The 24,313-nt window shown below is 67.5% G+C and carries 18 protein-coding genes and 1 riboswitch; of the genes, 10 read left to right on the top strand and 8 right to left on the bottom strand.

The features are described from left to right. The first annotated feature begins 126 nt into the window (after positions 1–126). From garA to EJK91_RS10435, 4 genes are all read left to right on the top strand, one after another. Complete coding sequence (garA, locus tag EJK91_RS10420; RefSeq protein ID WP_024442764.1) at positions 127–612, top strand: glycogen accumulation regulator GarA; 486 nt, start codon at positions 127–129, stop codon at positions 610–612. Further along, positions 612–1,349 carry a transcriptional regulator FtsR gene (gene ftsR, locus EJK91_RS10425; RefSeq protein WP_024442765.1) on the top strand — a complete coding sequence of 246 codons (738 nt, stop codon included), beginning with the start codon at positions 612–614 and terminating at the stop codon, positions 1,347–1,349. The genes garA and ftsR overlap by 1 nt, the downstream gene beginning before the upstream one ends. 124 nt (positions 1,350–1,473) lie before the next feature. Next, positions 1,474–1,968: a bifunctional nuclease family protein gene (locus tag EJK91_RS10430; protein WP_024442766.1), complete on the top strand. Its 495-nt coding sequence runs from the start codon at positions 1,474–1,476 to the stop codon at positions 1,966–1,968. 233 nt (positions 1,969–2,201) lie between these two features. Next, positions 2,202–2,837, top strand: coding sequence for a MerR family transcriptional regulator (locus EJK91_RS10435; RefSeq protein WP_024442767.1), 636 nt, complete (start codon positions 2,202–2,204; stop codon positions 2,835–2,837). Between the two features lie 69 nt (positions 2,838–2,906). On the opposite strand, the gene EJK91_RS10440 is transcribed toward EJK91_RS10435, so the two are convergent. Further along, positions 2,907–3,530, bottom strand: coding sequence for a TetR/AcrR family transcriptional regulator (locus tag EJK91_RS10440; protein WP_024442768.1), 624 nt, complete (start codon positions 3,528–3,530; stop codon positions 2,907–2,909). Then, complete coding sequence (locus EJK91_RS10445; protein WP_125078916.1) at positions 3,527–4,435, bottom strand: oxygenase MpaB family protein; 909 nt, start codon at positions 4,433–4,435, stop codon at positions 3,527–3,529. Before EJK91_RS10445 ends, EJK91_RS10440 begins: the two co-directional genes overlap by 4 nt. A 116-nt stretch (positions 4,436–4,551) precedes the next feature. Then, a riboswitch (glycine riboswitch) is annotated at positions 4,552–4,649 on the top strand. Positions 4,650–4,812: 163 nt separating this feature from the next. Here EJK91_RS10445 and gcvP point away from each other — a divergent pair. The 3 genes from gcvP to EJK91_RS10460 all read left to right on the top strand — a co-directional run bounded on the left by gcvP (position 4,813) and on the right by EJK91_RS10460 (position 11,174). Continuing rightward, complete coding sequence (gene gcvP / locus EJK91_RS10450; protein ID WP_046301318.1) at positions 4,813–7,644, top strand: aminomethyl-transferring glycine dehydrogenase; 2,832 nt, start codon at positions 4,813–4,815, stop codon at positions 7,642–7,644. Positions 7,645–7,751: 107 nt separating this feature from the next. Beyond that, positions 7,752–9,389 (top strand): hypothetical protein, encoded by a 1,638-nt coding sequence (locus EJK91_RS10455; protein ID WP_125078898.1) that lies wholly within the window; start codon positions 7,752–7,754, stop codon positions 9,387–9,389. A gap of 180 nt (positions 9,390–9,569) precedes the next feature. Beyond that, positions 9,570–11,174, top strand: a complete 1,605-nt coding sequence (locus tag EJK91_RS10460) for a hypothetical protein (RefSeq protein ID WP_125078899.1) — start codon at positions 9,570–9,572, stop codon at positions 11,172–11,174. Between the two features lie 25 nt (positions 11,175–11,199). Here the strand turns inward: EJK91_RS10460 and EJK91_RS10465 are convergent, their stop codons facing one another. From EJK91_RS10465 to EJK91_RS10490, 6 genes are all read right to left on the bottom strand, one after another. After that, positions 11,200–13,344 (bottom strand): substrate-binding domain-containing protein, encoded by a 2,145-nt coding sequence (locus tag EJK91_RS10465; protein ID WP_125078900.1) that lies wholly within the window; start codon positions 13,342–13,344, stop codon positions 11,200–11,202. Between the two features lie 66 nt (positions 13,345–13,410). Then, positions 13,411–15,597 carry a malate synthase G gene (locus EJK91_RS10470; RefSeq protein ID WP_024442773.1) on the bottom strand — a complete coding sequence of 729 codons (2,187 nt, stop codon included), beginning with the start codon at positions 15,595–15,597 and terminating at the stop codon, positions 13,411–13,413. 49 nt (positions 15,598–15,646) lie between these two features. Continuing rightward, a complete protein-coding gene (locus EJK91_RS10475) occupies positions 15,647–16,528 on the bottom strand; it encodes a 3-methyladenine DNA glycosylase (protein WP_125078901.1) in 882 nt (293 codons plus the stop codon). Then, entirely contained in the window at positions 16,521–17,582 is a 1,062-nt protein-coding gene (locus EJK91_RS10480; protein WP_125078902.1) for a hemolysin family protein, read from the bottom strand. The genes EJK91_RS10475 and EJK91_RS10480 overlap by 8 nt, the downstream gene beginning before the upstream one ends. Next, positions 17,575–18,921, bottom strand: coding sequence for a hemolysin family protein (locus EJK91_RS10485; RefSeq protein WP_024442776.1), 1,347 nt, complete (start codon positions 18,919–18,921; stop codon positions 17,575–17,577). The genes EJK91_RS10480 and EJK91_RS10485 overlap by 8 nt, the downstream gene beginning before the upstream one ends. A 55-nt stretch (positions 18,922–18,976) precedes the next feature. After that, a complete protein-coding gene (locus EJK91_RS10490; protein WP_024442777.1) occupies positions 18,977–20,413 on the bottom strand; it encodes a GuaB1 family IMP dehydrogenase-related protein in 1,437 nt (478 codons plus the stop codon). A 738-nt stretch (positions 20,414–21,151) separates the two neighbouring features. Between EJK91_RS10490 and EJK91_RS10495 the strand changes: the two genes are divergently transcribed. The 3 genes from EJK91_RS10495 to EJK91_RS10505 are packed head-to-tail and all read left to right on the top strand — an operon-like array spanning position 21,152 to position 24,311. Beyond that, positions 21,152–22,294: a histidine phosphatase family protein gene (locus EJK91_RS10495; protein WP_231384273.1), complete on the top strand. Its 1,143-nt coding sequence runs from the start codon at positions 21,152–21,154 to the stop codon at positions 22,292–22,294. Positions 22,295–22,306: 12 nt separating this feature from the next. After that, positions 22,307–23,413, top strand: a complete 1,107-nt coding sequence (locus EJK91_RS10500; RefSeq protein WP_125078903.1) for a histidine phosphatase family protein — start codon at positions 22,307–22,309, stop codon at positions 23,411–23,413. A gap of 13 nt (positions 23,414–23,426) precedes the next feature. Next, positions 23,427–24,311 carry an alpha/beta fold hydrolase gene (locus tag EJK91_RS10505; protein ID WP_444850809.1) on the top strand — a complete coding sequence of 295 codons (885 nt, stop codon included), beginning with the start codon at positions 23,427–23,429 and terminating at the stop codon, positions 24,309–24,311. Positions 24,312–24,313 lie beyond the last annotated feature (2 nt).

A 24,313-nucleotide genomic window follows, 5' to 3' on the forward strand; every position in this document is an offset into this window, starting at 1 on the left:
CCCGCGGTGCGGGGGACATGACGGACCGCTGCGCGGTACGGTCGACTCAACGATTCAGGGTTGGGCGCAAGACATGTCCGGCGGGCGCGACCAGGTAGCAGAACAGCGGCCAGTGAGGAGTAGCGGGTGACGGAGAAGGACCCGGCAACGGGGCAAGACCAGGCAGGCGATGAGGTCACGGTGGAAACCACATCGGTTTTCCGCGCCGATTTCCTGAACGAACTCGACGCTCCCGCGCAGGCGGGCGGCGAGAGCCTGACCTCGGGTGTTGAAGGACTCCCCGTGGGTTCGGCGCTGCTGGTGGTCAAGCGCGGTCCCAATGCCGGATCGCGGTTCCTGCTCGACCAACCGGTCACCGCGGCCGGTCGGCACCCCGACAGCGACATCTTTCTCGACGACGTCACGGTGAGTCGTCGTCACGCCGAGTTCCGGCTGGAGGGCAACGAGTTTCAGGTTGTCGACGTCGGCAGCCTCAACGGGACCTATGTCAACCGGGAGCCGGTTGATTCGGCGGTCCTGGTCAACGGCGACGAGGTGCAGGTCGGCAAGTTCCGGCTGGTGTTCCTGACCGGCCCGAAGACGGGTGAGACCGAGGCCGGGCCGGGCAGCTGATGACCGCGCCTGACAGCCCTGACCTGGCCGGGATGTCAATCGGAGCGGTGCTGGACCTGCTTCGGCCGGATTTTCCCGACGTCACGGTCTCCAAGATTCGTTTCCTGGAAACCGAGGGGCTGGTCATGCCGCAGCGGGCGGCGTCGGGCTATCGCCGATTCAGTGCGTACGACTGCGCACGGCTGCGCTACGTGCTGACCGCACAACGCGACCAGTACCTGCCGTTGAAGGTGATCAAGGCGCGGCTGGACGCCGAACCCGATGGCGCGCTGCCGTCCCCGGAGTCGCCGTACCCCACCCCACGACTGGTGTCGGCCGGCGGCGAGACCGCCCACGGCGCGACGGCGCTGCCCGCGCCGCCGCGGCAGGTGCGGCTGAGTCGGGAGGATCTGCTGCAGCGTTCCGGCGGCGACGACGCGCTGCTGACGGCATTGGTCAGAGCGGGCGTGATCAGCGCCGGGCCGGGTGGGCTGTTCGACGAGCACGCCGTGGTGATCGTCCAGTGCGCGCGGGGGCTGGCCGACTACGGCGTGGAGCCGCGGCACCTGCGTGCTTTCCGCTCTGCGGCCGACCGGCAGTCCGACCTGATCGCCCAGATTGCGGGCCCGCTGGTCAAGGGGGGCAAGGCGGGGGCACGCGACCGGGCCGACGACCTGGCGCGCGAGGTCGCGGCGCTGGCGATCGCGCTACACACCGCGCTGCTCAAGTCCTCGGTACACGACGTACTGCACGGCTGAGGACTAGACTTCGCCTCGTTGGCTCGTTGCGCGCCATCCGGTTGTCCGACCGGGGGTTTCGCGACGAGTCAGACTGGGACGACAAGGACTTGGGACAGACGCGAACGCGGAGGGCTGACTGGAGATGGGTGAAGTACGCGTGGTCGGCATCCGCGTCGAGCAGCCGCAGAACCAGCCGGTGCTGCTGCTGCGCGAAGCCGATGGTGATCGATATCTCCCGATCTGGATCGGACAGGCCGAAGCCGCCGCCATCGCCCTGGAGCAACAGGGCGTGGAGCCCGCCCGGCCCCTGACGCACGACTTGATCCGTGACCTGATCGGCGCGCTCGGGCATTCGCTCAAGGAGGTCCGGATCGTCGACCTGCAGGAGGGCACGTTCTACGCCGACCTGATCTTCGACCGCGACATCACGGTGTCGGCGCGCCCGTCGGACTCGGTGGCCATCGCGTTGCGGGTGGGTGTTCCGATTTTCGTCGAAGAGGCGGTGCTGGCCGAGGCGGGCCTGCTGATCCCCGATGAGGGCGACGACGAGACCAGCGGCGCGGTCCGCGAAGACGAGGTGGAGAAGTTCAAGGAATTCCTCGATAGCGTGTCGCCCGACGATTTCAAAGCAACCTGACCCGGCGCGGCGGACTCAGCCTCGTCACAGATCCGTTTCATCTCTCTGCCGTCGACGCGACACGCCCGAACGAAAGCAACACGCGCAAAACGCGGCCCCCATACTTGAACCACGGCGGGAACAACTGCACGGCAGCTCGTCGGACGGCGTATGCTCACGACCAACTCGGGCAAGAGCAAACGCGGCCACTGGCCAGTCAGTGGCAACGAGCGCGATCGGCGAGAGGAAGCAGCGTGGGCGACCAACCGGGGCAGGAACAGCTGGACTTCACGGGTCAGTCCGACCAGGGCGACCGTCAGGTCCCGGCGGCCCCTTCCAGCGCCGGCCAACCCGTACAGGGCGGCTTGTTCCCGGACGACTCGGTTCCCGACGAACTCGTCGGTTACCGCGGCCCCAGCGCCTGTCAGATCGCCGGCATCACCTACCGCCAGCTCGACTACTGGGCCCGTACCTCGCTGGTGGTGCCCTCCATCCGGGGCGCGGCCGGCTCCGGTAGCCAGCGGCTGTACTCGTTCAAAGACATTCTGGTGCTCAAGATCGTCAAGCGGCTCCTGGACACCGGCATCTCGCTGCACAACATCCGGATCGCCGTCGACCACCTTCGCGAGCGCGGTGTCCAGGATCTGGCCAACATCACGCTGTTCTCCGACGGCACCACTGTGTACGAATGCACCTCGGCTGAGGAGGTCGTCGACCTGCTGCAGGGCGGTCAGGGCGTGTTCGGCATCGCGGTGTCGGGCGCGATGCGCGAGCTGACCGGCGTGATCTCCGACTTCCCCGGGGAGCGCGCCGACGGCGGCGAGTCGATCGCCGCGCCGGAAGACGAGCTGGCCAGCCGCCGCAAGTTCCGCGACCGCAAAACCGGCTAGAAATCACCGCCGCGACGTCGGCATTGCGGTCGAAACCCGTTGCGGTGCATTGCTTTTATTCGACAGCTTTTATTCGACAGCGCGTTCGGCCATCGGCGTCAGGACCTCTTGAGCGAAGTGTCGCAGCGCCGCATCATCGCGGAAGTCCGGATCGGCGGATGGCAGCGAGATATAGGTCAAGAACAGCCGGGCGAACACGTCGGCGACCCAGCGCACCGGCTGGCCCGGACTGCCGGGCGCGTCGCCGTGCAGGTAGTTGGCGATAAACGCTGATCCCATCGCCAGCAGGTCCCGGGAATCGGCGGCCGGTAGCGGCTCGAACTGCGCGGCGCGGCTCAGCATCGGATGTTCGCGGGCGAAGGTGATGGCGGCGACGAAGGCCTCGGCCACGCCGTGGTGGGGGTCGGGCGTGTTGTCGATGGCGTCGGCCACCGTCGCCAGGAAACGCTGGGTCTCGCGGCGGATCAGGGCCTGGATCAGATCTTCGCGACGGGGAAAGCGGCGGTAGGCGGTCATCCGCGACACGCCCGCACGCCGCACCACCTCTTCGATGGTGACGCGCCGCAGGCCCACCGTCGCCGCTTCGTGAACGGCGGCGTCAAGAATGCGTTGCGCGGTCGGATCGGTGGCATGGTCGGCGGGTGATCCGGCGACCGTTTCGCCGATGACGGTGATGAACTGCCGGTCGATCATGGTGCTCCTGCGGTGGTCACACTGGCGCCGTTGGCGCGTTTTCGCGCCAGCTTGGCGTAGGCGGGAAGGCCGTAGGCCCACCGGAGCCGTCGGGCGTCGAACTGCAGCGCCGGGCCGATCAGTCGCCTGACCAGCATGGGCGGGCGGTCGAATCCGGTGAGTTCTCGGGCCCAGCTCGGTGCGTAACTCATGCCGGCGTACACCGCGAACCGGTGTAGCGCGCGGTCGAGGGGGTCGGGCAGGTCGGGGTAGAAGGGTGCGGTGAGCAGGAAGTCGATGAACTCGCGGGTCTGCGCGTTGACCCCCAGGTGCGGGCGCATCCGGCGCACGTAGTCGTCGAGCTCAGCCATGTTCGACGGCACCCATTCGGCCCCCGCCATCCGGCCGATGGTGGCCTGCTCGGTCAGGTATCGGTCGCGTTCGTGCGGGGTCAACGGCCGATTCGTGCGTTCGAAGGTGCGCATGATCATCCACGGGATGCAGGTGTGCACCCACGCGAGCAGTTCGGGGTCCAGGGCGCGGTACGCCACGCCGTCGGGCCGGTTGCCGGTCACGTGGGAATGGATGGACTTCACTCGGTCGATCAGCTGCGTCGCGGCCTCGGTGTTGCCGAAGGTCGTGGTCAACACGTAACCGAGGGTGGTGCGGGCGCGCCGGAAGGGATCCTGGCGGTAGGTCGAAAGATCCTGCACGCCGGCGATCACCGACGGATGAAGGATCTCCAGCACGATCGCCGGCAATCCGGCCTGCGCGACCGCGGCAACGTCCGCGTTCACCTCCCAGGACACACTGCTCGGACCGATCAAGCCCACGTCGCCCGGCGGGCCACCGTAGACGCCAGGGTCGTCATGCCGGCCGGTGATGTTCTCGAATTCGTTGACGATGCGCTGGCGTAGCCCGTCCATCTCCACCACCCACTGATATGAATGTTACAAATCTAGTCTTAGGTATACCACGACGGCGGCCCGGTGCCCAGCGGATCCTGCCGGGCCGGGCCCGGCGGGTAGTATTGGCACCGCATCAGCCCCGCGCGGGAGAGTTCCGTGGCAGCCAGCCGCGGACGCCGAAGGAGCAATACCTCTCCGTCAACCTCTCAGGCACCCGGACCGCGCCGGCATTGATGCCTCTGGAAAGCGGTGACGCCCGTTCGGGTTACACCCGCCCATGGGGAAAGGCGCCGCAGGAATCTCGGCGCCGAATCTCTCAGGCGCCCGGGCCGGGCAGACGACAGAGGGGGAGGACACGAATTCGTCTCGCAGTCGTCTAGCGCCCAGGAGTTCCCGTGTCCGAGTACACCGAATCCCGCTTTGTTGACCGGCACATCGGCCCCGACAGCGCCGCGATCGACGCGATGCTCGCCGTCATCGGTGTCGCGTCGCTGGAGGAGCTCGCCGCCAAGGCGGTCCCCGCCGGCATCCTCGACGCGCTGAGCGCCGACGGCATCGCGCCCGGGCTGGACGTCCTGCCGGCCCCGGCCACCGAGGCCCAGGCCCTGGCCGAACTGCGCGAACTGGCCGATGCCAGCACGGTCGCCGTGTCGATGATCGGCCAGGGCTACTACGACACGCTCACCCCCCAGGTGCTGCTGCGCAACATCATGCAGAATCCGGCGTGGTACACCGCCTACACGCCGTACCAGCCGGAGATCAGCCAGGGCCGGCTGGAGGCCCTGCTGAACTTCCAGACCATGGTCGCCGAGCTGACCGGGTGCGAGATCGCCAACGCCTCGATGCTCGACGAGGGCACCGCGGCCGCCGAGGCGATGACGTTGATGCACCGCGCCACCCGAGGCACCTCGCATCGGCTGCTGGTCGACTCCGACGTGTTCACCCAGACCGCGGCCGTGCTGGCGACTCGGGCCGAGCCGCTGCGCATCGAGATCGTCACCGCCGACCTGCGTGCGGGACTGCCCGACGGTGACTTCTTCGGGGTGATCGTGCAGTTGCCGGGTGCCTCGGGCCGGATCACCGATTGGTCGGGGCTGATCGCGGCCGCCCACGAGCGCGGTGCGCTGGTGGCGGTGGGAGCGGACCTGCTGGCCTGCACGCTGCTGACCCCGCCCGGCGAGATCGGCGCGGACGTGGCATTCGGCACCGCCCAGCGGTTCGGGGTGCCGATGGGCTTCGGCGGCCCGCACGCCGGCTACCTCGCCGTGCATTCCGGTCACGCCCGCCAGCTGCCCGGCCGGCTGGTCGGGGTGTCCCTGGACGCCGATGGCTCGGCGGCGTTCCGGCTGGCGCTGCAAACGCGCGAACAGCACATCCGCCGGGACAAGGCCACGTCGAACATCTGTACCGCGCAGGTGCTGCTGGCGGTGATGGCCGCGATGTATGCCAGCTACCACGGCGCCGACGGTCTGACCGCGATCGCCCGGCGAGTGCACGCCCAGGCCGAGAAGATCGGTGCCGCACTCGGTGAGGCGCTGGTGCACGACCGCTATTTCGACACAGTGCTGGCCCGGGTGCCCGGCCGCGCCGACGAGGTGATCGCAGCGGCCAAGGCCGGCGGGATCAACCTGTGGCGCGTCGACGCCGATCACGTCTCGGTGGCCTGCGACGAAACGACCACCGACGCACAGGTGGCCGCGGTACTGGATGCCTTCGGACTGGCCGCGGTCGAGCCGGCCGGCGCGCCCATCGCCACCCGCACGTCGGAGTTCCTGACCCATCCGGCGTTCACTCGCTATCGGACCGAAACCGCGATGATGCGTTACCTGCGCTCGCTGTCGGACAAGGACATCGCCTTGGACCGCAGCATGATTCCGCTCGGCTCGTGCACGATGAAGCTCAACGCGGCCGCCGAGATGGAGTCGATCACCTGGCCGGAATTCGCGCGTCAGCATCCGTTCGCTCCGGCCGGCGACGCCGTCGGTCTGCGGACGCTGATCGCGCAGCTGGAGACCTGGCTGGCGGGCATCACCGGATATGACGCGGTGTCACTGCAACCCAATGCCGGCTCGCAGGGGGAGTACGCGGGTCTGCTGGCGATCCACGCCTATCACGCCAGCCGCGGCGAATCGCATCGCGACATCTGCCTGATCCCCTCCAGCGCCCACGGCACCAACGCCGCGTCGGCGGCGCTGGCCGGAATGCGTGTGGTGGTGGTCGCCTGCCGCGACAACGGCGACGTCGACCTCGACGATCTTCGCGCCAAGGTCGATCAGCACGCTGCGGCGCTGTCGACGCTGATGATCACCTATCCCTCCACGCACGGCGTCTACGAGCACGACATCGCCGAGATCTGCGCCGCCGTGCACGACGCCGGTGGCCAGGTCTACGTGGACGGCGCCAACCTCAATGCGTTGGTCGGGCTGGCTCGGCCCGGGCGGTTCGGGGGCGACGTCAGCCACCTGAACCTGCACAAGACCTTCTGCATCCCGCACGGCGGCGGCGGCCCGGGCGTCGGGCCGGTGGCGGTGCGCGCGCACCTGGCCGAGTTCCTGCCCGGCCACCCGCTGGCCGCCGAGTTGCCCGCCGGGCATCCGGTGTCGGCGGCGCCGTACGGGTCCGCGTCGATCCTGCCGATCACCTGGGCCTACATCCGGATGATGGGTGCCGAGGGCCTGCGTGCGGCGTCGTTGACGGCGATCGCTTCGGCCAACTACATCGCCCGACGGTTGGACGAGCACTACCCGGTGCTTTACACCGGCGAGAACGGCATGGTCGCCCACGAGTGCATCCTGGACCTGCGAGCGATCACCAAGAGCACCGGCGTGACGGTCGACGACGTCGCAAAGCGTTTGGCCGACTACGGTTTCCACGCTCCGACCATGAGCTTCCCGGTGGCCGGGACCCTGATGGTGGAGCCCACCGAGAGTGAGAGCCTCGCCGAGGTCGACGCGTTCTGCGAGGCGATGATCGCCATTCGCGGCGAGATCGACCGGGTCGGAACCGGCGAATGGACGGTGGAGGACAACCCGCTGCGCGGGGCGCCGCACACCGCGGAGTGCCTGATGGTCGATAAGTGGGAGCACCCCTACACCCGGGAACAGGCCGCCTACCCGCTGGGCCGCGGGTTCCGGCCGAAGGTGTGGCCCCCGGTGCGCCGGATCGACGGGGCCTTCGGCGACCGTAACCTGGTCTGCTCGTGTCCGCCGGTGGAGGCCTACAGCTGAGGCGCCCGGCCTTCGGGAAATAGCCAGCAAAGTCTCAGCGAGAGCAAAAAAGAGTCTAGGATCGCCCTTATCCAACTCATGGTTGAGGTTCCGATCTAGGAGGACTCGTGCGGGAGCCACTTTCTCGCTCCTGCGTCAGCACCGGCGTCGCGCTCGTCAGCGCAGGGATCGTCACGCTCGCTCCGGTTGCGGTACCGCCGCCGGCCGCCGCGGTTTCAGCCGGAGTCGCGCTGACCACCTCCTACGGTGACCTGTTCTCCAACACCACGGCCAACATCGATCGGATCAGTACGCACGCGGACTGGTCGGCGATCTCGCAGCTGGTCACCGCGATGTTCGCCAATCCGGTCGGGGTGATCGAAGCGGCCAGCAACTTCACGCTGGCGGTGGACACCGACACCGCATCGCTGCCGGCGACGCTCTCGGTGCAGCTGTCGCCGGGACTGGAATTGCTGATCGCCGGACTGACATCGCACGTGGCGACGCTGGACGCGCTCTTCGGCGTGGTCGACGAGCTGGGTGACCCCAGCACCGCATTCACCGCGCTGTTCAACGCCCCGGCCACGCTGCTCGACGCCTACCTCAACGGCCAGCACAACCTTTCGTTGCTGGACGGCATCGTCAGCATTCCGCTGTTCAGCGGGGTGCTGGCGCCCGAACAGAACTTGGAGATCGGCCTCAACCTGTCCCAGTTGCTGCAGATGCTGGGCCTGGGCACTCCGGATCTGAGCGAGCTGAACCTTGACGGCGTGATCGACCAGATCCGTCTCGGCACCCTGACCTTGGGTGGGCTGCTCAGCGGTCTGGGGTTCAGCGATGAAGGCCTGGGGGATCTGCTGAAGCTGGCCACCGACGTCAGCACCCTGGGCGATCTGCTCGACTTCGTGGGCCTGGGCGACTTGGGGCTGAGCCGCTACAGCCTCACCGCCCTGTTGGGCGAGCTGGGCCCCGGCAGTGACTTCTTCCGCGATCTCGACCTGGATCTCGCGCTCGGCAACTTCAGGCTGGTCGACGTGCTAAGCGCATTCGGGATCGACGCCTGGATTCCCCTGGGCCTGGGCCAGGTACTGGTCGGGCTTGGCGACGGCGACCTGGCCGGCGAACACCTCGGCAGCCTACTGTCCGACGTCGGCCTTCTCACCGAACTCCTGAGCTGGCTCAACGCGACTGCGGCTGACCTCTTCGACCCCATTCCGCTGGTAGGGCCGCTGCTGACCGACTTTTTCAGCGGCCTGTTGGGAGTCGACAGCCTGGAGTCGCTGCTGAACACCTTCACGCTCGGCGACCTGCTGGGAGACCTGCGCATCGACGGCCCCGTCGCTTCGGTGTTGGGGAGTGTGGGCAGCGCATTGCTGTCCGCAGGCAACCTGACCATCGGCGGCATCCTGCAAGATCTCGGCTTCACCGATTCCATCGGCGACCTGACGCTGCGCGACGTGCTCAATGGGCTGGGGGGTGCACTCGGCGGCGTACTGACCGATGGCCCACTCGGGTTGGACCTGACCTGGCTGTTGAACGGCTTTGACGTGGGCGACCTGGTCGGCTTTCTGGGACTCGATGATCTGTCACTCAACGTCGGCGACCTCGTCGGGGACTGGGTGAACCCCTATCTCGCCGACCTACTCGAGGGCTTCGTCCAAGGGCAGGTGAACTTGGCCGGCGCCAGTGTCGGCGCCTTCGGCGGGACGTTCACCGAACTGTTCGTCAGCATGCCGCAGCAGCTCCTCGCCATGCTGGGCGAGTAGCCACCAGCGCGGTTTCGTAGCCGCATCAGATCGGTCGAATTCGGCTGCCGCAGCGCCCCGGGTGGCGGGGCAGAACGCTGGGTGCACCCGCAGAAAGTTCAGTGAAATCTCAAGTTGGACCTGAAAGAGGTTTACGCTGACCTCATCCGAATAACGATTAACATCGTCTGGGGGAAGATCATGCAACACCTCATTCTTCGTCCGCACCTCACCGCCGGTATCGCCGTCGTGGGTGCTGGACTGCTCGCGGTCGTGCCGGTCGAGCCCGTCACCGCGCCGGCGCTCTCATCAGCGGAAACACCCGCTGTCGCGCTGACCACCACCTACACGGAGTTGTTCACCAACACCTGGGACAACGTGCAGAACATCGGTGCACACGCCGATTGGTCGGGGATCTTCCAGGTCTTCACCGCGATGTTCACCAACCCGCTCGGGGTGATCGGCGCCTTCACCGATCTCACCCCGACCGTGGACACCGACATCACAGCACTGCCCGCGACGGTTTCGGTGCAGCTGGCGCCGGCGATGGAGTTGCTGATCGCCAATCTCGGGTCGCAGGCGGCGACCCTGAACGCGCTCAACAGCGTGATCGCCGACCTGGGCGACCCGGCAACCGGCTTCACCGCGCTGCTCAACGCGCCTGCCACCGTGCTCAACGCCTACCTCAACGGCCAGGACAACCTGAGCCTGCTCGGCGGCATCATCACCATCCCGGTGTTCAACGGCATCCTGGCGCCCGAGCAGAACATGGCGGCCGACCTCAACCTGACCAAACTGGTGGACGCCCTGGGGCTGGGCAACCTCGACCTGACCAATGTCAACCTCGCAGCCTTGATCGACCAACTCGGCCTGGGCGACCTGACCCTGGGGGGACTGCTCACCGAGCTGGGGATCAGCGGTGACGGCTTGGGTGACCTCCTGAAGCTGGGCAGCAACATCACCGACCTGGGCGGACTGCTGAGCTTTCTGGGCCTGGGCGACCTCGGGTTGGGCAGCTTCAGCTTGACCGGCATCCTCAGCGGGCTGGGCCTGGACACCGACGTCGACCTGAACAGCTTGAGCCTCGATGACGTGCTGAACGCGTTCGGAATCAACACCGAGATCAACCTCGGCCTGGCCCAATTGCTGACGGATCTGGGCTTCGGAGGCCTGGTCGATTCCTCGCTGGGGTCGCTGCTCGCCGGGCTGCCCACAGGTGCGCTCACCGATATCACCAACTTCCTGAATTCTGTGCTGGCGAGCATCATCAACGGCCTGCCGCTCGTGGGGACCGTTCTGGACGAAGTGCTCGGTTCCGTCGTCCTGACCCCGCAGAACCTGATCGACGCGCTGAACACGGCCACCTTCGGTGACCTGTTGGGCGGTCAGAGCATCGACGAGACCGTCAGCTCGCTGCTTGCCGCTCTCGGGGTGACATTGCCTACCGGCGACCTCACCATCGGCGGAATCCTGGAAGGTCTCGGCTTCGCCGATTCCACCGGTGAGCTGACGCTGGGCGGCTTGTTGAGCGGACTGGGTGGTGGACTGCTCGGGCTCGACGTCACCGGGCTGTTGAACGGTTTGGACCTGGGCGGCTTGATCAGCGGTCTGGGCCTCGACAACCTCCCGCTGAACCTTGGCGACCTGGTCGGTGACCTGTCGAACCTGAACCTCGGTGAGCTCCTCGACGACCTCGGCCTGGGCAACCTGGACCTGGCCAGCATCAGCGTCGGCTCGTTCGGCGGGATGATCACCGAAATGTTGGTCACCGTGCCGCAGCAGATCCTGGACGCGCTGAGCGGGTAGCGCAGCGGGGCTAGCCGAGGCTGAGTCAGCTCAGCAAGGCGTTGAGCGCGCCGGCCAGCTCGGGGGAGTTGGCGCCGCGCAGATTCTGGTAGGTACCGCCGGACAGTCGGGCCACCGACTGCCAGGTCGCCTGGTCGGCATCCGCGCCGAAGTCGATGACGTTGACGGCTACCGGTCGCTGCGGGTCACTGGTGGTCCGGATGAAGTCTTGGAGCCCGGGGCCATCCAAAGTCCGGTCGGTGTGCGGCCCCGCGGTGATGACGAGCACCGAATTGGCTTGCCCGGGGCGGTAGTTGGCCAAGGCCTGGTTGTATACCAGGCGCAGCGTGGTGAAAGACACCGCGCCCCCTGGCGTCGAGCTCAGTTCGTCGAGCTCCCTGACCAAGGCGTCCGCGCGAGTCCCGCCGTTGAGTGCTTCGTCCAACGGCCCGCCGGTCACCACATCGCGCCCCTCGGTGCCATCGAAGGTCCATAGGCCCACAGACGAATTCGGGGACAGGACTTTGATCCGTTGAACGAGCGCAGCGATCACATGGGCCAGCCGGCTCTTGCCGCCTTCGTCGGTGGTCATCGACTGGTCGAGCATCACCGTGACGGCCGCGCTGCCCGGCAAGGTGGTCAGGGCGTTGGCGAGGGCGGCGCGCGTCGCGTCGTCGCCGGCCGACAGGGTGTCCGACACCGCCGGGAAGCCGGTGACCTCACTGCTGGGCGGTTCGACACCCTCGACGCGGAACCCGGCTTTGGCCAGCTCGGCAAGCTGGTCGGGCTTGCGCGCGAAGCGCGCGAATTCGCTGGCGGCACTGACCTGTTCCTGCGACAGCCAGGAGCCGGCGAGCAACACGGTGGGGTAGTCGGCGACCGGCACCGGGCCCGGCGGCCGCCAGGATGCCAGCTCGGTCGCCGGATCCGACAGCGACTGGCCGCGGGTGAACAATTGCTGCTCGGTGGTCACCACCGCATGCACCGGAGCAGCAGCCAGATCTCCCTGGCGCAGAAGCACGTTCATCGCCTCAGCGAGCGAAGCGTCGACGAGCTTGGGTTGTGCGCCCGCGAGCCGGTGCACTCCACCGACCCCATCGATGATGGGTGCGCCCTTGGGAGCGACGCCGGCAGCCACTGCCTCGCCGGCCAGGAAGGCGGCGTCGCCGTTGCCGCCGATCGGCAGCGCCAGCCGCAGCGGCCCCCAGCCGGGCAGCCCGAGCGGACCCAGTCCGTCGGGGTCGGACTGCAGGTCGGGCAGACTCGCCCAGCTCTGCTTCTGGAGCGCGCTTTTGAGTTCGGGGCGGATCGCCAACAACACCGGCGAGGTGACCAGCGAACGACTGTCACTGACCGTCTCGGCCCCCGCGGAGGCCTGCAGCCGGGCGGTGGACACCGAACTGCCCGGAATCCACAGCGCCGGGCGCTGCCCCAGTTGCGCGGGCCAGTCACCGATGAAACCACTGACCACGGCATCGGAATCGGCCGGCTTGACCCGTACCGACACGCAGCGGTCGCCGATCGGCTTGGCGGTCTTGTTGAACCTGTCGGCGAAGCTCTGTACGTAGTCGGCGATCGACGGGTCCGCGACGACGGCCACCGTCAGATCACCTGCCGGGCAGTTGCCGGCGGCGACGGCGGAACGATGCGACAGCGAGTTGCCGAAGAAGCGCCACCCGATCACCACCCCCACGATGACGATCACCGACACCAGCGCGGCGATCACGCCGACGCTGACGCCGCGCGGCCCCGAGTCGTTGCGATGGCGGCGCCACCGCTCGAGATTGCGGTGACCGCCGCGCGGATCTTCTGGCTCGGGTGCCCCGCCCGGGTGCGACTCGTCGATCACGCCGCCGATGGCGCCGAAAGGACCCGTGCGGTACCGCGATTCTTCATCAGGCTCACCGCCGCGACGCATGTACTGCGCCGGGTCGGCATCGTCGAATCCGGCCTCGGATCGGGCGCGGTCGTAGCCCGCGCCATAGTTCGGCTCGCGGTATCCGGGGTCGCCACCGTCGGAGAACGACTCGTCATAGAACGCGTCGTGGTAGTCGTCGACGTAGTCGTCGTCGTCGGGGTCGCCGAAGCCGAACAGATCGGGGCCGTCGGAGAAGGGGCTGTCGTCGGGCTCGTTGCCGCCCACCGGCTCGTCGTCGGAATCGTCCGGGCCGGGGAAACTGTGCCTACCCACGGTGGGTGCGTCCTCTCCGCCTGGTCAGTCGTCCGGCCACGGTGATGTCCTCGGGTCTGCGCTGGCTCAGATACCGGCCTGGGCTTTGAACTCCCGGCGACGCCGGTGCAGGATCGGCTCCGTGTAGCCGTTGGGCTGGGTGGTCCCCGACAGGATCAGCTCGCGTGCGGCCGCGAACGCGATGCTGGACTCGAAATCGGGCGCCATCGGCCGGTAGCTCGCGTCGCCGGCGTTCTGACGGTCCACCGCCGGGGCCATCCGCTCCAGGCTGGACTGCACGTCGTCGGCGGTGATCACCCCGTGCCGCAACCAGTTCGCCAGCAGCTGTGACGAAATCCGAAGCGTGGCACGGTCTTCCATCAGCGCCACGTCGTGGATGTCGGGGACCTTCGAGCAACCCACGCCCTGGTCGATCCAGCGCACCACGTAGCCCAGGATCGACTGGCAGTTGTTGTCGACCTCTTCGCGGATCTCGTCGGGCGCCCAGGCCAGACCCTCCGACAGCGGGATGGTCAGCAGCTGATCGATTGTGGCGCGCCGCTTTCCGGTCAGTTCCTTCTGCACCTCGAACACGTCCACCTGGTGGTAGTGCATCGCGTGCAGGGTGGCGGCGGTCGGGGACGGCACCCACGCCGTGCTCGCGCCCGAGCGCGGGTGGCCGATCTTCTGGGTGACCATGTCGGCCATCAGGTCGGTCATCGCCCACATGCCCTTGCCGATCTGGGCGTGGCCGGTCAAGCCGGTGGCCAAGCCGGCGTCCACGTTGTTGTCTTCGTAGGCCAGGATCCACGGCTGCGACTTCATGCTCGCCTTGCGGACCATGGGCCCGGCCTCCATCGAGGTGTGGATCTCGTCGCCGGTGCGGTCCAGGAAGCCGGTGTTGATGAACACCACCCGGTCGGCGGCGGCCTTGATGCACGCCCGCAGGTTGACCGTGGTGCGCCGCTCCTCGTCCATGATGCCGATCTTGAGGGTGGTCTGCGGCAGACCCAGGACGTCTTCGACCCGGCTGAACAGCTCGGCGGTGAAGGCGACCTCGTCCGGGCCGTGCATCTTCGGCTTGACGATGTAGATCGACCCGGTGCGGCTGTTGACCAGCGGACCGTTGTCGTCAGAGGCCGTCAGGCCGTGCGATGCGATCAGCCCGGTGAACAGCGCGTCCTGGATGCCCTCGAACACCTCCGCGCCCGCGCTGGTGGTGATGGCGTCGTTGGTCATCAGGTGACCCACGTTGCGAACGAACATCAGGCTACGGCCCGGCAGGGTCAGGGTGCCCCCGTCCGGGGCGGTGAACTCCCGGTCGGCGGCCAGGGTGCGGGTGAAGCTCTTGTCGCCCTTGCTGACCTGCTCAGACAGGTCGCCGCGGTTCAGCCCCAGCCAGTTGCGGTAGCCGAGCACCTTGTCCTCGGCATCCACCGCGGCCACCGAGTCCTCGAAGTCCATGATCGTGGTGACCGCCGATTCGAGCACCACGTCTTTGATGCCGGCGGAGTCGGTGGACCCGATCGGCGATGCCGGGTCGATCAGAATTTCGATGTGCAGCCCGTGGTGGCACAGCAGCACCGACGACGGCGAGGCGGCCTCACCGGTGTAGCCGACGAATTCCGCCGGTGCGGCCACCGCCGTCTCCAGCCCGTCGCCCAGGGTGACCACCAGCGCGCCGTCGTTCACCGCGAAACTCTTGACCTCGGTCCAGGCGCCGTTGGCCAGCGGCACGGAGTCGTCGAGGAACCGGCGGGCATAGGCGATCACCTTGTCGCCGCGCACCGGGTTGTATCCCGTTCCCTTCTCGGCGCCGTCGTCTTCGCTGATCACGTCGGTGCCGTAGAGAGCGTCGTACAGGGAGCCCCAGCGGGCGTTGGCGGCATTGAGCGCGAACCGGGCGTTGAGCACCGGGACCACCAGTTGTGGGCCGGCCTGCACCGCGATCTCGTCGTCGACACCGGCCGTGGTGACGGTGAAGTCCTCGGGTTCGGGAAGCAGGTAGCCGATCTCGGTGAGGAAGGCCCGGTACGCCTCGGTGTCCAGCGGCTCGATGACCCGGTGCCGGTGCCACTTGTCGATCTGCGCCTGCAGCTCGTCGCGACGCGCCAGCAATTCCTGGTTCTTAGGCGTCAGATCGGTGACGACTTTGTCCACGCCGGCCCAGAAGCTGTCCGGGTCGACGCCGGTGCCCGGCAGGGCCTCGTCGGTGATGAAGTCATACAGCACGCGTGCGACCTGCAGGTCGCCCACCGACACCCGGTCCGTCATGATTTCCTCCCTCATAGCCGACCTACCACCTTACCGGCAGGTCGCGAGGCTATTCGCATCCTGCGATTTCTGTCAGTAGGTCGCACCGATCCAACAGTGCGGTCCGCAGCGGTGCGGCGCGGTGTGCGATCTCGCTTTGGCAGCGCACGTATTCGGCACGGCCGGCCGCGTTTTCGATGGTGATCGGCGCATAACCGTAGTGGCTCAGGTCATAGGGGCTGGCGCGCATGTCGATCTCGCGCGCCGACGCAGCCAGCTCCAGGCAGGACAGCAGCAGTTCGGAGTCGATCAGCGGACCCAGCTTGTAGCACCACTTGTAGATGTCCATGTTGGCGTGCAGGCAACCCGGTTGCTCCCAAGCGATTTGGGTGGCCCGGCTCGGCGTCGCGGCGTTGCGCGGCGCCGCTGCCGGGGTGAAGAAGCGGACCGCGTCGAAGTGCGTGCAGCGCAGCGGAATTGACTCAACCACCGCGTCGGTCTCGGCCGCACTCAGCCGCAGGGGAACATGACCGTGGCGCACCGTGTCGCAGCGATACACCATTGCCCACTCGTGCAGGCCGAAGCAGTTCAGCTGGGCCGGCCGTTCGCCGGTGGCGCGCAACAGTCGTGCGATGAACGCCACGGTGTCGACTCGCTCACGCAGATAATCCGCGTGCACGCCGACCCGGCCGTCGCGCACCGCGTAGCCGCGCCGTGCGCGGTAGTCGCGCACCGCCTGCGGCCCGGCCAGTGCCACACCGAAGCCGGGATTCCAGTTGCGCAACTGCGCCGGCCGCAGGCTGTAGTAGCTGAACAGGAATTTCGGCACCGGGTCGCCTGCCGCGATCCGGCGCAGCAGCGGGGCCAGAAAGTTCTCCAGGCGCTGCCGGTAGTCCTCGGCCCGGGCTTGCCACTGCCGGGCTTGCAGAACTCGTTCCGCCAGGTCAAACACGGTGCGTCCCGTCGCGGACGGTGCCGACGACGTCCTCGACCATGTCTTCGAGGGTCACCATCGCCACCGCCGTCCCGTCGTCGGCGACCGCCAGCGCCAGATGGCTGTTATGGCGACGCAGCCGCGACAACGCATCGGCCAGCGGCAGCGAGGCGGGGATGCGCGGCAGCGGGCGCACAACGGCGACGTCGACGACCGCGTCCCCCGACCCGGTCGAGGTCTCGCCGAGCAACAGCACATCTTTGATGTGCAGGTAGCCGACGAATTCGCCCTGGTCGACGACCGGGAACCGGGAGTAGCCGGTCTGGGCGAAGGCCTTTTCGATCGCCGACACCGTCGGGCCGCGCCCGGTGGCTGCCACCGGTACAGCGCGCATGTCACCGATCGGCAGCGCGACATCGGCGACCACCCGGGTGCGGATCTGCAGGGCGCGGGTCAATCGGGTGTACTCCTCGAGGTCGAGCAGACCCGCCGAGACCGACTCGGCGATCATCTCGCTCAACTCGACGGTGGACACCGTGATCTCCAGCTCATCCTTGGGCTCTACCCGCATGGCGCGCAGGGTGACGTTGGCACACCAGTTGTAGAAGACGATGAACGGCCGGGCCGCGGTCATGTAGACCAGGTAGGGCGGGATCAGCAGCATCGCCGCGGTCTCCGGGCCTGCCAGGGCGATGTTCTTGGGCACCATCTCGCCGAACAGCAGATGCAGCGCCACCACGATCGTCAAGGCAACGACGAACGCCACCGTGTGCAGCAGCGCGTCGGGTATTCCCGCCAGCCGAAACGCGGGCTCGAGCAGGTCGGCGACGGTCGGCTCACCGATGCGGCCGAGCAGGATCGAGCACACCGTGACACCCAACTGCGCCCCGGCCAGCATCCGGGACAGTTGCTCACCGGCCCGGATCACCGTGACCGCGCTTTGCCTGCCCTGTTCGGCCAGCGCCTCGAGCCGGTCGCGTCGTGCCGATATCAGGGCGAACTCGGCGGCGACGAAGAAGGCGTTCGCCGCGATCAGCAGCACGGTGAACGCGATGTTGAACAGATCAGCCATCGCCTGCCCCCAGATGGGTGAGTTCCAGCAGGTCGATACGCCGACCGTCCATCCGCACCACCCGGGCCAGCCAGCGGGGCGGGTGGGCAGAGAGCTCGTCGGGCTCGAACGCGGTCAACTCGACCGTCTCGCCGGCCTCCGGGATGTGGCCGAGTTCCTGCAATACCAGGCCGCCGATGGTCTCGTAGGAGCCCTCCGGTGCGCGGTAGCCGGTGGCGGCGGCCACCTCGTCGATGCGCAGCAGGCCCGACACCTGCCAACCGCCGGCGGAGGCCACCACGTCGGGGGTGGCGTCGTCGTGTTCGTCGCGGACATCACCGACGATCTCCTCGATGAGGTCCTCGAAGGTGACCATGCCGGCGGTGCCGCCGTATTCGTCGACGACCATGGCCACCTGCTGACCGTTTGCCCGGATCTGATCCATCACGGCGTCGCCGTCGAGGGTCGAGGGCACCACCGCGACCGGTTGGGCCACGGCCGTCACCGGGGTGGCTGCGCGATCGGCGACGGCGACCGCGAAAACCTGCTTGACGTGCACGATGCCGACGGTGGCGTCCAGATCGCCGTCGACCACGGGAAACTTGGAGAAACCGGTGTCGATGGCGACCGCGGCCAGATCGGCGACGGTGTCGCCGGCCTGCAGGCTCACGATCTTGGATCGCGGCGTCATCAGCTCGGCGGCGGTCAGGGCGCCGAATCGCAGTGACGCCTCCACCAAAGCAGCGGTGGTGGGGTCGAGGGCACCGCTGCGCGCCGAATTGCGCACCAGCGACGCCAGCTCGCGCGCTGAGCGGGCAGAGGCCGGCCGGTCGGCCGGCTCGATCCCGACTCGGCGCAGGATGCGGTTCGCCGTCCCGTTGGTCAGCCGGATCGCGATCGCGAACAGCCGGGAGAACAGCAGCTGCGGCCCCGCCACGGCGCGGGCGGTCGGCAGCGGTCGCGCCACCGCCAGGTTCTTGGGCACCAACTCGCCGAACACCATGGACAACGACGTGGCGATCACCAGCGCGAGGACCAGCGCAACCCCGCCGGTCGCCCGCTCGGACAGGCCCACGGCCGCCAGCGGCAGCCGTAGCCAGCGGGCCAGCACCGGTTCGGCCAGATAGCCGGTGGCCAGGGTGGTTATCGAGATGCCCAGCTGGGCGCCGGAAAGCTGAAATGACAGCGTGCGGTGGGCGTCTTTGATGTAGGCGTCCCGACGGCCGCCGCGATGGGCGTTGGCCTCCACGACGCTGCGTTCCAGGGTGGTCAGGGAGAACTCGGCGGCCACGAACACCGCGGTGCCCAGGGTCAGGATCGCGAACGCCAGCAGACTGGCCACCGTGACCGCGACGGTCATGGCGACATCCGGCGAGTTGTCCCGGAGCCGTTACGCCAGCTCGCGCCCATGGGTGTCACCAGCCGAACGGTAGCGGATGACCCTCGGCGAATCCCGCAGCTGACTGCACTCCCAGCACCACCCGGTCATGTAACTCGGCCAGGTCGGCCGCCCCGACGTAGGTGCAGGTGCTGCGCAGGCCCGAGGTGATGTGGTCCAGCAGATCTTCGACGCCGCCGCGTTCGGGGTCCACCGCCATCCGCGACGTCGAGATGCCTTCCTCGAACAATGCCTTGCGGGCGCGGTCGAACGCACTGTCAGCGGCGGTGCGCGCGGCCACCGCGCGTTTGGACGCCATTCCGTAGCTTTCCTTGTACGGCCTGCCGTCGCGGTCGAACATCAGATCCCCGGGAGACTCATACGTCCCGGCGAACCAGGAGCCGATCATCACGTTCGACGCTCCGGCGGCCACCGCCAGCGCGACGTCGCGGGGATGGCGCACCCCGCCGTCGGCCCACACGTGTGCGCCGAGCTCGCGGGCCGCGGCCGCACATTCGACGACTGCGGAGAACTGGGGGCGGCCCACGCCGGTCATCATCCGGGTCGTGCACATGGCGCCGGGCCCGACACCGACTTTGACGATGTCGGCGCCCGCGGCGATCAGGTCCCGGGTGCCCTCGGCCGACACCACGTTGCCGGCCACCAGGGGCACGCCCGGCTTCAGTGCCGCGACCGCGCGGATGGCCTGCACGGCCTTCTCCTGATGCCCGTGGGCGGTGTCGATGACCAGCAGGTCCACGCCGGCCGACAGCAGGGCTGCCGCCCGAGACGTGACGTCGCCGGTGATGCCGACGGCGGCTGCGACTCGTAAGCGCCCGGATCCGTCGGTCGCCGGGGTGTAGATCCCCGCCCGAATCGCGCCGGTGCGGGTCAACACGCCGGCCAGGGTGCCGTCGGGATTGGTCAGCACCGCGACGTCGACGGGCGCGTGCTCCAAAAGTTCGAACACGCCGCGCGCATCGGTGCCCACCGGCGCGCTGATCAGCTCGGCAAGCGCGACATCACGGACCCGGGTGAAGCGATCCACGCCCTCGCAGCACGCCCTGGTGACCAAGCCGGTGGGCCGGCCGTCGACCGCCACCACCGCGACCCCGTGCGCACGTTTGGTGATCAAGGCCATCGCGTCGGAGACCGAGTCGTCGGGGGAGAGCACGACCGGGGTGTCGGCGACCAGGTCGCGACTCTTCACGAAGGCCACGGTGTGGCTCGCGGCGTCGATCGGCAGATCCTGGGGCAGCACCACGATCCCGCCGCGGCGCGCCACCGTCTCGGCCATCCGTCGGCCGGCCACCGCGGTCATGTTGGCAACCACCACGGGGATGGTGGTGCCCGACCCGTCCCGGGTGGACAGGTCGACGTCCAGCCGTGAGTCGACGGCCGAGCGGTTGGGGACGATGAAGACGTCGTTGTAGGTCAGGTCGTGGGTGGGGTCATATCCGCTGACGAATCTCATCGGGCGGCCACCACCGGTCTGTCGGGTTCCGAAGAGCCCATCTATTCGCCTCCACACGTCGTGAGCCGGACTCCGGCATCCGCCGGACAACGCCATTTCGGCCCGGTCAGCCACGGTACCGCCCGCGCGACGGGGGATACCACTTGCCGGGGTCGTTGAGTTACCGAACGAAAAATTGATCTTCCTCACAGCAGGATCGTCGGTTAACATCATGACAACGTTCAGGGGGCCTTGATGATAGTTAGCTGCTCTCGGTGGGAGCCGGCAATAACGGCCCCCGGTGCAGCTTCTTGTGTCCTCTCGATCGTCCCCCGAGTTTGTCCTCCGCAGGCGTTCGATGCCGCCGCGGAAAGACGGGAATGTCGCGTCGAGGGCTATCTGCAACGCAAGCTGCACCGGCAGTGGCGCAACCGGGGATCATAGCCGTCTGTTCGGGCTCGAGATCGTCTACAGGGATTCACGCCCCTGCGTCTTATTTGGGTTACAGCACAAGGAATATCGGGCAAACCTGGCTTCTGCTGACGAGCAGATCCGGCCAGCATCGGCGCTCCGGTGCGCCTTGCCGATTCCGGTGCCACAGCGTCCCCATCCCACGGCGGGAACGGTGAGCGAGATGCACGATCTCGCGCAGCTCTGAACGTGGTCGTGGTCGGCTGAGCTAACGCAATCCAGCGGTGCGGATCGCGTGATCATCGGAGTCCTATTTAGCAGTAGCTCGCGTACCGCTAAATAGCGGTCATGTTCCTGAAATCCAGCCTAGGAATCGTAAATGCCAACCGCCAATATCGCCTAAAAGAGGTGCCCATAATGCAGGCAAGCCACGTTGTGTCCCTCACCGCCGGCGCCGCCCTGCTCGGCGGCATCGCCGTCGCTCCGGTTCCCGCGCCGCCGGCCCCGTCGACCGCGGCCGCATTCGCCATCCAGCTCACAAGCGGTGACGCCCAAGACATCGTCATCGACTTCGTGCGGCACGCAGAAATGATCTCGCCGTACGAAAACATGCTCACCCCCTCCCCGGATCATCCCGGGGCGCCGCTCAGCGAACTCGGACAGCAACAGGCGTCCGACGTCGGGCACCAGCTCTTCAACGAGCTTGGCCAGGTCGCCGGCCTCTTCGCCGGGCAGGGTCTCCGGGTGACGGAAACCGCCGCGCCGTTCGCTGATCTGGTGGGCATGACCCCGCAGTTATTGCCCCAACTCGACGAGGTTGACAGCGGAACCTACGCGCTCGATCCCATTGAAAGCCTCGGCGGCCGCCTGGCCTTTCTGACCGTGGCCGGCTGGACGTTGGGAGCGCCGCTGGGGTTGGCACTACTGCCAGGCCCGGGCTCGCACGACGCGAACGGGATCGTCATGGGTGAAAGATTCGACGACGGTGTTCAAACAATGTATGACCACGCCCTGGCCAACAGCGACGTCATCAGCGACAACGGTCAGGTCACTGATGTCGCGTTCACCAGCACAGCGTCGATCTTCACGTGGGTGATGCAGAACGTCGACAACCCCGACCTGCCGTTCTTCCTGGACCTCATCAAAGAGGCAAACAGTGTCCCGAACGGCCAGACGACCATTTTCCTGCCCAACACCGCCATCGTCGAAGTCGAGGGCAACCCCACCGACGGCTGGACGCTGGTCAGCTGGGACGGGCACGCCATCGCGGAGAATCCGGATCTGCTGAGCGCGCTGTTCGTCGACGTGCGCGACGTGATGCTGCCGGCGCAAGCGGCGCTCTGGCACATCTGGGAAGCCGTCCTCGGCGGTGATCCGGCCACGATCATGACCGCGGTGCAGACCGGCTTCGACGACGTCGGCTCGGCACTGGTCCAGTTCCCGGGTTCGGTATTCACCGACATCATCGATGCCATCGGAAATCTCGGTTAGGAGGTGGCCGCCATGCAGATATCTTCGATCTGTCCGGTTGCCGCCGGCGTCGCCCTCCTCGGAGCCGGTGTCATCGCCGTCGTCCCGCCGGCGCAACCCGGCGGCGCGGTTTCCGGCATTGCGCTGGCCGCCGGCGAGACTCAAGACATCGTGATCGACATCGTTCGGCACGGACAACGGATGCCGCCGTTCAACGATGTCATCACTCCTTCGCCGGACCACCCGGGTCCGCCGCTCAGCGATCTCGGCGTGCAGCAGGCGCAGGACGTGGCCGACAAGCTCTACGACCAGCTCGGCGACCAGGTCGCGGGGATCTTCTCCGGACAGGCCATCAGAGACATGGACACCGCAGCGCCGTTCGCCGCCCTCGAACACATGACGACACAGATTCTGCCGGGGCTCAACGAGATCGACAGCGGCATCTACGCCGGTCAGCCGATCGCCAGCCTGGCCGGGTTCCTGTACCAGTTCACGCCCATGCTGTGGACGTTGTTCGGACTGGTGCTGGCGCCCATCCCGGGATCGGTCGAGGACCCCAACGGGGTGGTCATGAATCAGAACTTCACGGGCGCCGTCAACGCGATGTACAGCGCTGCGATGGCCAACCCGGTCGTCAGCGACAACGGCGATATCACCGCGGTGGCCTTCAACAACGAAGCCGACATCGCCGCCTGGGTGGCGCTCAACGTCAAGAACCCCGATATCTCGCTGTTGTTGCCGCTGACGTTGCAGACGATGTTCGCCAACGACGATGGATCGCCGCTGTTGCCCAACACCGGCATTGTGCAGATCGAGGGCAACCCCACCGACGGCTGGACGCTGGTCAGCTGGAACGGGATTGCAGTCCCTGAAGACCCGGGACTGCTGACGAAGCTGATCATGGACGTGCGTGACCTGATCACCACACCACAGGTTGCTGCGTGGAACTTGTATCAGGCGCTGCTGGGCGGCGACGCGACCACCATCGGTGACGTGCTGCAGACCGGACTGCACGACATCAGCACGACGTTCCTCGGATTCCCCGAGGCGGTGCTCAACGACATCTCCGACGCATTGTCGAATCTCGGGTCGGCCGACGCGGCCGGCTCGGCGTTTGCCGATCTGCTGGCGCTGATCTGAGGTGCAGCGCACAATGACCGCGATGACGAATGCGGCGTGGCGAAGCAGTATGAGCGACTGGCAAGACGGTGGCCGGTGGGTGTCTACCGACGCGGGCCGGCTGTTTGTGCGATCAAGTGCGGGGGACGGGCCGACTGTCTTACTGCTGCACGGCTTTCCGTCCTGCTCCTACGATTTCCGATCGGTCGTGGACCGCTTGGCCGGCCGCTCCTGGCTGACGATGGACTTCCTCGGGTTCGGATTGTCGGACAAGCCGCGCTCACATCGCTACAGCCTGTTCGAACAGTCCGACCTGGTGGAGCAGGTGGTGGCATCGAGCGCATCGGGTCCGGTGGTGTTGGCCGCCCACGACATGGGCACCTCGGTGGCCACTGAACTGTTGGCCCGCGATCTCGAAGGCGCTCTGACCTTCGACCTGCAACGTGCGGTGCTGACCAATGGCAGCGTGATCTTGGAGCGGGCCAGTCTGCGGCCGATCCAGAAGGTGCTGCGTGGCCCGTTCGGCGCTGTCGCCGCGCGGCTGACGAATCGGCGCAGCTTCGTTCGCGGCTTCGGTCGACTGTTCAGCCCCCAGCACCCGCTGACCTCCGATGAGGCCGCCGCGCAGTGGGCCCTGCTGACCCACAACGGCGGAAACCGGATCGCGCACCTGCTCTCGGCCTATCTCGACGAACGGGTGCGGTATGCGCACCGTTGGCACGGTGCAGTGCGCGACTGGCCCAAGCCGCTGGGCTTCGTGTGGGGCCTGGGTGATCCGGTCGCCACCACCAATGTGCTCGAGGGCCTGCGGCAGTTGCGCCCGGCCGCCGACGTCGTGGAACTGCCCGGGCTGGGCCACTATCCGCAGATCGAGGACCCGCAGGCGTTCACCGACGGCGTGCTGGGCCTGCTGGTTTAGGC

Origin of the sequence: Mycobacterium sp. P7213, assembly GCF_900604305.1 — a bacterium.
GTDB lineage: Bacteria > Actinomycetota > Actinomycetes > Mycobacteriales > Mycobacteriaceae > Mycobacterium.